Origin of the sequence: Ochrobactrum sp. SFR4 (genome assembly GCF_019730395.1) — a bacterium.
In the GTDB taxonomy this organism is placed as follows: Bacteria; Pseudomonadota; Alphaproteobacteria; order Rhizobiales; family Rhizobiaceae; genus Pseudochrobactrum.
In genome coordinates this window covers 1-9,429 of the sequence record NZ_JAAPBB010000033.1, presented here as the reverse complement: position 1 = coordinate 9,429, position 9,429 = coordinate 1, and the positions used below count along the sequence as shown (strand labels likewise).

At 53.4% G+C, this 9,429-nt stretch carries 7 protein-coding genes; 5 read left to right on the top strand and 2 right to left on the bottom strand.

Annotated elements, in window-relative coordinates:
* Positions 1 to 43: 43 nt before the first annotated feature.
* On the bottom strand, positions 44 to 751 hold the full coding sequence (locus tag HBA93_RS17400; protein ID WP_221724123.1) for a GntR family transcriptional regulator: 708 nt from the start codon (positions 749 to 751) through the stop codon (positions 44 to 46).
* A gap of 434 nt (positions 752 to 1,185) precedes the next feature.
* Here HBA93_RS17400 and HBA93_RS17395 point away from each other — a divergent pair, with 434 nt between their 5' ends.
* The 5 genes from HBA93_RS17395 (at position 1,186) to HBA93_RS17375 (ending at position 8,513) form a co-directional block, all read left to right on the top strand.
* Positions 1,186 to 2,826 (top strand): amidohydrolase family protein, encoded by a 1,641-nt coding sequence (locus tag HBA93_RS17395; protein ID WP_221724122.1) that lies wholly within the window; start codon positions 1,186 to 1,188, stop codon positions 2,824 to 2,826.
* Positions 2,827 to 2,852: 26 nt separating this feature from the next.
* Positions 2,853 to 3,851, top strand: coding sequence for a TRAP transporter substrate-binding protein (locus HBA93_RS17390; RefSeq protein WP_286202022.1), 999 nt, complete (start codon positions 2,853 to 2,855; stop codon positions 3,849 to 3,851).
* A gap of 93 nt (positions 3,852 to 3,944) precedes the next feature.
* Entirely contained in the window at positions 3,945 to 4,445 is a 501-nt protein-coding gene (locus HBA93_RS17385) for a TRAP transporter small permease (protein WP_221724121.1), read from the top strand.
* Complete coding sequence (locus tag HBA93_RS17380) at positions 4,442 to 5,725, top strand: TRAP transporter large permease (RefSeq protein ID WP_221724120.1); 1,284 nt, start codon at positions 4,442 to 4,444, stop codon at positions 5,723 to 5,725. Before HBA93_RS17385 ends, HBA93_RS17380 begins: the two co-directional genes overlap by 4 nt.
* A gap of 19 nt (positions 5,726 to 5,744) precedes the next feature.
* Complete coding sequence (locus HBA93_RS17375; RefSeq protein ID WP_221724119.1) at positions 5,745 to 8,513, top strand: FAD-binding and (Fe-S)-binding domain-containing protein; 2,769 nt, start codon at positions 5,745 to 5,747, stop codon at positions 8,511 to 8,513.
* A gap of 255 nt (positions 8,514 to 8,768) precedes the next feature.
* On the opposite strand, the gene HBA93_RS17370 is transcribed toward HBA93_RS17375, so the two are convergent.
* Positions 8,769 to 9,266, bottom strand: a complete 498-nt coding sequence (locus HBA93_RS17370) for an FtsX-like permease family protein (protein ID WP_221724118.1) — start codon at positions 9,264 to 9,266, stop codon at positions 8,769 to 8,771.
* Positions 9,267 to 9,429 lie beyond the last annotated feature (163 nt).

The window sequence follows — 9,429 nt, the reverse complement described above, 5'->3', positions numbered from 1 at the left end:
GTGAAACTGCCATAATTCTTCTCCTTAATGACAAATAGTCTATTTAAGGAGGCGGAATCAAACCGTGACAAGTCCACTGGGCATCGATCACGCGCTGCAGATCAGCCCGCGCGCGCCCGACGTGGACTTCGGCCGCCGCGGAAGCGCGCGCCGCGTCGCCCGCCTTGACTGCAGCAACAATCTCTTTGTGCTCCGCGCGCGTGTCATCCCATTTGTCGATCCAGAGCACATCCACCCAGATCAAAAGAGTGAGCCTGCCATAGAGAACCTTAAGCGTCTCGTACAGGAACGCATCGCCGCTTTCCCTTGCGATGACTTCATGAATTCTCAAACCAATTCGAACCTCCTCGGCCAGGTCATCAACGGTCGGCGTTTCCATCGCTTCAAAAAGAGCAAGCCGACCGAGGATGCCATCGAGGTCTTCGATCCCTTTTTGCGAAATAGCGCCCGCGGCTAGCCTTGCCGCATAACCATCAAGAACACGTCTCAAATCCAGCAACTGCTGACCGGTCTTCAGATCGATAGCCGTGACGGAATAGCCACGATGCGGCTGGCTTTGCACCAGCCCTTCGCGCTCCAATTGGTTCAAAGCCTCACGCAAAGGGGTTCGGCTAACCCCTATCATGTCAGCGACCTCGCGCTCTTTTAGTTGATCGCCAGGCCGAACTCGTCCGCGCAGGATGAGCTCTCGAAGGGCTTCGGTGGCCGCTTGCTTTAAGGTGGTCGCGCTCAAGTTCTCTTCATTTTTCATATGCCATAACTACCAATTTGGTATACCAAGTCAAGTAGGTTTGTTTCTAGACCTTGATTTTGCCGCCAAGACCCTCGCGAAGCATCACGTTTGCGCGCCCGCATTTGGGCATGCAAACGTCACGACCGGTAGCTAGATGCGGGCAACCTGACTGGATTCTTAAAAGGTGACACTTGAATGCGCCGCATAGCGTCTCAGGGCATGCCTCAAACATCAGGAGTCGAACGCTTCTCTCGCTTACACGCGCCCTGCCCCCCCAAAATGAAGCGCTACTTGGATGTTAATGGGCGAAATTGGCTCATCAAGTTCGTGCGTCGGACTTAGACATCAACCGCCAATAAGCTAAAAACGCCGACTTCAGACGTCGTACGATAAGTTCACAGTTGTCTGATGACCTGTTGTCTGCTAATGACCTTAATTAAGGAGGAACTGTTTTGGCTACCAGCCCAAATATCACCCTGCGCGCTCGCCCAGTTGAACGGAGAAGAATCTCCGATGAGATTGCCGGTCAGCTCGCTGAAATGATCCGATCGGGAGAGTTCTCCGTTGGGGACAAGCTGCCGACCGAAGCCGAAATGGTGCAAACTTTCAACGCAGGAAGAAGCGCGGTAAGGGAAGCAATCGCGCAACTTAGGGAGGCTGGCCTTGTCGAGACACGGCATGGTATTGGCGCATTTGTTTGTTCTCCCGTGGCCGCAGCGGGGTTCAAGATTGACCCCAATTTGCTGTCCTCGCTTGAGAACCTTCGGCAGATCCTCGAATTGAGAATGGACATCGAAGTCGCCGGAGCAGCAATGGCTGCAAGGCGTAGAACCATCCAACAGTTGACAGATATAGAAGCTTGTTTTTCTGCGGTTCAAAATGCGCTTGAGTCTGGAGAAGCTGCCGGTGACGAACAACGTAGCTTTCATCAGCACGTCGCGACGGCAACGAACAATGCATATTTCCGCGATTTGTTGCGCTTCCTCTATGAACGCATCGATGTGGGCATATCGGAAAATCTAGCGAAGTCCGCGCTGCGTGGCGATGGGCCACAGCAGATCGAAAGAGAACTCCGCACAATTCTTGAATCCATCCGCAGCGGCGACCCGGACAAGGCTCGGCGAGCGGCGTGGAACCATGTGCTGCGCACCGCCGATCGGCTTGGCTTGCGCGGCCTACAAGGCTGGGAGGAAAGTCGAATGACATCACTTGGTGAAGCAAGGCCCCGTTTCTGCGCAGCCGCCGATCCAAATCCATATGCGCCACGATTTACGCTTCCACGAGGCGCCACGGATTGCCATGCGCATATCTTCGGACCGAGTTCGCACTATCCCTACACCCCTGACCGTACCTATACACCGCCAGAAGCGAGCATAGCGCAGTACTTTCACATGCTCGATACACTGCACATAGAGCGCGGTGTGATCGTGCAGCCGTCGGTCTATGGCCGAGACAATCGCTGTACGCTCGACGCTGTACGCCGCCGTCGAAACCGGCTACGCGCGGTCGTGGTCGTTGACGAGGATATTTCTGAGGAAGAGCTTCAAAAGATGCACGACGACGGAGCACGCGGCGTGCGCCTGAATCTGCTCTTCCGCTCTGGTGTCGAAGTTTCGGATGTCCGCCGAATCGCGGAAAAGATCGCACCGCTCGGTTGGCATCTGCAAATGCTGATCGACGTCTCGGAATTCGCGGATATTCGCGAGACTCTTGGGACGCTGCCGGTGGAAACCGTCTTCGACCACCTTGGCCATATGCCGACATCAGCTGGCGTCAACCATCGCGGATTTCGTGAGATGCTGTCGCTGGTAGCGGAGGGCAAGTCTTGGGTGAAGCTCTCTGGAAGCTATAGAATTACGGGGCAGAACGAAACGCCCTATACCGACATCGCGCCTTTCGCACGAGAAATAATAAAGGCCAATCCGGAGCGGGTTCTTTGGGCCTCCGACTGGCCACACCCATACATAAACGTCGACATGCCTAACGATGGCGCCCTTCTGAACATGCTTGACGATTGGGCGCCAGACTCAAAGACGCGCGACCGAATTCTAGCGGATAACCCGGCCCGTCTATACGGATTTGAACCAAGTTAATCGTGATCATCACAAGGGAGGAAACCATGATGATTAATCTGAAACAGATCGCCGTAGCGCTGCTCGCAGCCGTTGCCATTGGTACAATTGCGCCACCAGCGCTGGCTCAAGAACCTCTCCGCGTCGGCTGGACCACGTCGGATAGCGAGCAAGATCCCTACGCTGTCATGGCTCGCAACCTAAAGCGCGAGCTTGACGCTCGTCTTCCCGGTAAGTTTGACGTGCAGCTGTTCCCCAACAACCAGCTCGGCGATGAAAAGCAAATGCTGGAAGGCCTGCAGTACGGCACGCTCGACATCGGTATTATCACCAATGCTGCGATTGCCAATATCGAACCAGCTTTTCAGCTCAACGACATGCCGTTCCTCTTCGCCGACGAAGCACAGGCACATGCGGTGCTCGATGGAGAAGTGGGGAAAGAGATTTTGGGCAAGTTGGCGGCGAGAGGAATGGTCGGACTGGGATTTGCAGAAGGTGGTTTTCGGCACATGATCAACAACTCCCGTCCGGTCACGCAGCCCGGTGATGTAGCAGGTATCAAGTTCCGCACCATGCAAAATCCAGTCTTCATCGGCATGTTTTCGTCGCTCGGCGGCAATCCAACACCAATGGCGTGGTCGGAAACTTTCACTGCCGCACAGCAGGGAACAATCGATGGGCTCGAAATCCCCCTTGCGGTGATCCAAGCCAATAAATATGCAGATGTCGTGAAATATCTTTCGCTAACCAAACATACTTATTCCGCCCTTGGCGTTATAGCTTCAATGCGGTTTTACGACAGGTTGTCTGACGGAGATAAAAGCGCTTTCCAGGAGGCCGTCACTGCTTCGATCACTTCACAGCGACAGCAAGTCGCCAAAGAATCAACCTCAATCGTGCAAGCACTCACAAATGCCGGCATGAAGGTGAACAATATTGATGCCCCTTCGGCGTTCCGTGAAAAAGTCCGCCCCGTATACGACGAATTCAGAGAGTCGATCGGTTCCGATCTACTCGATAAGGCTTTGCGCGAAGTGAACGGGTAAATCCCTTGTAGCTCGACGGGAATTTCCCAACTGCGGCGTCCCAAAAATAAAGTGACGCCGCCAACACTTTCCTATCCAATAATGGAGCAAACCATGATCCAACTTCTGGACAGGGTTTCCTATTGGGCTGCGCGCGCGACAGATATCGTTGTCATGGCAATGGCATCGATAATGGTAACCGCGTTGATCCTACAGGTCATCTTTCGATACGTGCTGGGTTCATCTCTGGTCTGGTCCGAAGAGCTAGCCCTTATGTTGTTCACGTGGACGACGCTCCTTGCCGCGACCAGCCTCGTGCGCGACATGGCCCATGTTCGTCTGGACTTGCTGATGGGAATTTTGCCCGCTCCTGCACGTAACCTTTGGAACCGCGTTATCATCCTGCTGATCTTCCTGTTCTGTGTAACGCTGACGGTTGCTGGATACCAATACACCGTAAGCACGATGGGGCAGGTGTCGGCGGCAATGCGTCTGCCAATCGAGGTCTTGCATATGGCAGCCCCTGTCTGCGGGGCACTGGGCATGCTGCATGCCCTTTCGCGCTTCCTCAAACCTATTGCACTTGCAGATGAAAATGTGGAGTTGCTCGGATGACCGTTGTAGCGATCGCTATTCTTACGACATTCCTCGTCGCCATGTTTGGCGGTATGCCCATAGCTTTTTGCCTTGGGATCGCCTCTGTACTTGGCCTTTATCTGGCGGATTTCCCGATGGTTGTCTTGGCGCAACGTATGATAGCGGGTACCCAAAGTTTTTCGCTCTTGGCAATACCCGGTTTTATCCTGGCGGGCGACTTGATGATGCATGGCGGCCTGTCGCGCCGTTTGGTGACCTTTTGCCAGTCACTTGTGCGCCATGTGACGGGTGGATTGGGCATGGTCACTGTGCTCTCAGCAACATTCTTCGCTGCCATTTCTGGTTCCGCGCCGGCCACAACGGCGGCCATTGGTGGCATCATGATTCCCGAAATGGAAAAGCGCGGCTGGCGACGAGATTTCTCGGCGTCGTTGTCCGCCGCCGCCGGTCCGATCGGCCAAATGATCCCTCCCTCAATTCCTATGATCATTTGGGGAGTTGTATCGGAACAATCGATAAGCCAATTATTCCTTGCGGGGATTATACCAGGTCTGATGATCGCCGCAGGTCTGATGCTTGTCTGTTATCTCGTAGCGCGCGGAAATCCAAATATCCCGCTTGAGTCTCGCTCAACAATCAAAGATGTACGTGAAAGTCTATGGGACGGCAAATGGTCCCTTCTTGCCCCAGTCATTATTCTGGGCGGCATTTACGGGTCCATTTTCACGCCAACCGAAGCATCTGCCGTTGCGGTGTTTTACGCATTGATAATCGGGCTCTTTGTGCATCGGGAGCTAAAGCCAAGGGAACTGGTAAAGATCACAAACGCCTCGATGCGGACATCGGCGATTGTCTGCTTCATTATCGCACTGGCCTCTGCGTTTGGTTGGTTGGTAGCTATTGAGCAACTACCATCGGCGATCGCAAGCGGTATTTTGTCTCTGTCAAACAACCCTATAGTCATCCTGCTGATCTTGAACCTATTCCTGCTGTTTATCGGCGCCATCATGGACAATATCGCAGCGATGATCATTCTCGGGACAACGCTGACCTCTATAGGGACGCAGCTAAATCTCGACCCGATCCATCTTGGCGCAATGGTTGTGATCAACCTCGCCATCGGTATGGCGACGCCCCCGTTCGGATACTCGCTGTTCGTAGCCTCAGCGATTAGCAAGTTGTCGATCGAGCGACTAAGCATTGCGCTATGGCCAATGCTTGTCGTGTCCTTCATCGTACTGATGCTAGTGACCTACATTCCTGGTGTCACCTTGTTGTTGCCATCGCTTTTACGATAGCTCAAGCGGGAAATTGATCATGGCGTTTCAAACATCAATTCTCGCTGAAAGCATTGATTCCGAGGCGGTTAGGAGCTTTGAGGAAAAGCTGATTGAATATGGGTTACAAGGGGCCGTTCGCACAACAAGGCCATCTCGAGTCGTCAATGCGACAGACAATTCGATATACTACGTTGAGCCCATCTGCGTAGTTGAAGCCCAAAACGCGGCCGACGTGGTCGCCGTAGTCAAAGCGGCCGCCATGTCGGGCCTCTCCATCACCGCTAGGGGTGGCGGGACTGGCACAAATGGTCAGTCTTTAACCCGAGGTGTCGTTCTCGACACGTCGCGTTTCATGAATCACATTCTGGATTTCAATGCTGAAATCCAGATCGTTAAGGTTCAACCAGGTGTGGTTCTGGATCAATTGAATGCTTATCTGAGGCCGCACGGCTATTTTTTCCCTCCTGCTGTTTCAACGAGTTCGCGGGCCACAATTGGTGGGATGGTGGCGACTGACGCGTCAGGAAAGGGATCCCGCATTTACGGTCGCACCTCAGACTATCTGGTATCGGCCGAGGTCGTGCTATCGGACGGCACTTCGACAACAATCTGCGACCTGCCGCCGAAGACCGAGCCGCCCACGGGACTGCTCAGCAATGCCGTTGCTTTGCTTCGAAAGGAACTGCCCCATCTCACCGATGAAATTGCAAGAGTTTTCCCGAAGATCAACAGAGGATTGACTGGATACAATCTGGATGAGCTGCGTGGGCCAGACGGCACGCTCCGTTTAACAAAACTTATAGCAGGGTCCGAAGGCACCTTGGCTGTGACAACAGAGTTGGCATTGCGGGTGGTTAAACTGCCCCCATATCGTGGCATGGCCGTCATCGGATTTCCCGACAGTGTTAGCGCTCTTTCCTCGGTGGCGGATTTGCTCGTGGCCGATCCAGAGGCGATCGAGTTTCTAGACGACAGGACTGTCGAGCTTGGCAAATCAACAAACTCCTGGTCCATGGTCCAACCATTCCTGGGCGCGGAGCTTTCGACCTGCGGAGGCTATCTTTTTGCCGAGGTTTCGGACACGTCACCTGACGGCGTGGCTGTCAGGCTGCATAGGCTCGAAGCCACCGCACTAGACGTGCAAGTCAAAGCCAAAGGCGTCGTAGCAACGCAGGACATGAAGGTAATGGCTGCGCTGAACGCGTTACGTAAGGATGCGGTCGGGCTAATGGGAAAGGGCAGCGGTGCCCTCAAGGGTGTCGCCTTCGTCGAAGATGCCGCCGTCCCGCCGGAAAACCTGGTCAAGTTCGTCAGCGGCTTCCGAGAGATCCTGAATTCTCACCAACTTGATTTTGGCATGTATGGCCATGCCGATGTAGGCTGCGTCCACGTCCGCCCCTTGATGGATATGCGCAAACATGAGCATCGTGACAAAGTTCGGCCGATTTCGGACGCTGTCGCACAGCTTGCGCGCGAGCATGGCGGCCTGATTTGGGGGGAGCACGGCAAGGGGGTGCGCAGCGAGTATATCCCGGATTACTTCGGACCCAGACTTTATGGCTTACTGCGGCAGATTAAGACGGCCTTCGACCCAGACAACCGGTTCAATCCAGGCAAGCTCGTCACGGCCAATGTAACTGATTTGCAGGTCGATCGTATCGACGAAGTTACGTTCAGAGGCACGCGAGACTCAAAAATTGCGGCCTACGCAGCATACGGTAAAGCCACGGATTGCAACGGAAACGGCGCATGCTTTCATTGGGACAGCGCCTATGAGATGTGTCCTTCGTACAAGGTCACCCGCGACCGCGTCCAATCACCCAAGGGACGCGCTGCGTTAATCCGCGATTGGCTCTATGCTCGTGAAACCGGAGGCGACGAGGGCAAAGCCGCTGATGCGCTCGACGTATCGCTACGAACTTGCCTGTCGTGCAAAGCATGCGCAACGCAATGCCCTGTCCAGGTTGATATTCCGGACATGAAGGCGAGATTTCTGTCCGAGCGATACAGTAATCAACCTCGTCCTCGTAGAGATAGACTGGTCCGTCACATGGAGGATTTGATACTTCTGGCTAGCCGCTTGCCCGTCATTGCCAATCTGGGACTGCGCCTGGCGAAACCGGTGTTAGAAAAATCCTTTGGTCTTGTAGATCTGCCGCGTTTTGCGACGCGACCGCTGATCGCTCGGATGCAGCTCGCTGGCGCACGCTGCCTACCCCCAGGGAAGAGCTTGCCCGCGGATGTGGATAAAGCGAAGGCAGTGATTCTGCTTTCGGACAGCTTTCTTGGGCCCTTTGAACCAGCCGTACTGGAAAGTGCGGCGCGGGTAATGCGCAGGGTGGGCATTCAAGTGTTTCACACACCGATCCTACGCAACGGAAAGGCTTTGCACGTCCGCGGATATTTGAACCAATTCGAAGCGGTCCGTCTGGCGGCTGTGCAAACCATAGAAGCCTACAGCGCCTACGGCCTACCCCTGATCACGATCGAACCGGCAATCACGATGCTTTATCGGCAGGATTATAGGGACGCGCTAGGTGCAGACACTATAACCTCGTTGGACCAATTTCTGGTCGGGGTTACAACGATGCTACCAAAGGCAGCGGGAGGAAGTTTCTCGATCATTGGTCACTGCACGGAATGTGCAGCGGATCCGGCTCATCTCGATCGATGGAAGCAGATATTCGCGGCGGCGGAGCTAGATCTCAGTATTATACGATCAGGATGTTGCGGCATGGCTGGCCTTTTCGGCCATGAAATCGAAATATGTCGCACCAAATATTCAATCTTAGTTGGGGTAAATTAATCGAGCACGAAAAAGGTGTTTTGGCAACAGGTTTCTCCTGCAGAAGCCAAGTAAAGCGATTCATGAATATTCAGCTGCCGCATCCGATACAGACACTCGATCGCGTTTTGGCATCACGACACGAAAGTGATCGGATTGTCCGACATTTGAGAACATATCGGGATCGGCCTGAGAAAAAACGTCTTCTCGACATTGTATCGCAATGATGCATCGATGATCTTGGACCAGAGAGGAAATTGTGGGTTAATTATCCAGTCAGGACCTGATGCCAGCTACAGGATCTAACCCTGCAGCGCGCATTGCAGGCAAAACAGGTGCCAGAAGCGAAACGAGAAGAGAGAAAGCGATAATCAATAAAGTCTCAACACCATCCAAGCGGGCCGGAAGCCTTGCGAAAAAATTAGACTCTCCCTGAGAACCAGCAGATTGGAGCATAAAACTTAAAAACGCGCCGATGGCTTCAATATTCTGACAGACGAGTACCCCGATTATTGCTCCCAACAATGTTCCGGCAACGCCAATCATTGATCCAGTCATCATGAAAATACGCAGGATCGCTGCTCTGTTTAGTCCCATTGTTCTTAGAATAGCTATATTACGCGTCTTCGACTTCACGAGCATTATTAAGCCGGAGATGATATTCAGGGCGGCAACAATTATGATAAGAGAAAGGATCATAAACATGACGTTTCGCTCAATCGATAACGCTGAAAAGAGGACTTTATTCTTTTCCTTCCAATCGACCAACTCCATGCTTGTTCCGAGTTTATTCCGTAAGGCCGCTTTTATGCCATCAAGATCGTTTGGATTATGCAGATAGAGTTCGATGTAATCAACCTTTGTCCGACATCAGCGCCCTTGAGACAAAACAGTGTTAATTGAGAAGAGAGGATTTTCGGCTCATGATAGCTCTATC

Coding starts and splice junctions, on each gene's coding strand:
- HBA93_RS17400 (WP_221724123.1), bottom strand. CDS start 751: ATGAAAAATGAAGAGAACTTGAGCGCGACCACCTTAAAGCAAGCGGCC.
- HBA93_RS17390 (WP_286202022.1), top strand. CDS start 2,853: ATGATGATTAATCTGAAACAGATCGCCGTAGCGCTGCTCGCAGCCGTT.
- HBA93_RS17385 (WP_221724121.1), top strand. CDS start 3,945: ATGATCCAACTTCTGGACAGGGTTTCCTATTGGGCTGCGCGCGCGACA.
- HBA93_RS17380 (WP_221724120.1), top strand. CDS start 4,442: ATGACCGTTGTAGCGATCGCTATTCTTACGACATTCCTCGTCGCCATG.
- HBA93_RS17375 (WP_221724119.1), top strand. CDS start 5,745: ATGGCGTTTCAAACATCAATTCTCGCTGAAAGCATTGATTCCGAGGCG.
- HBA93_RS17370 (WP_221724118.1), bottom strand. CDS start 9,266: ATGGAGTTGGTCGATTGGAAGGAAAAGAATAAAGTCCTCTTTTCAGCG.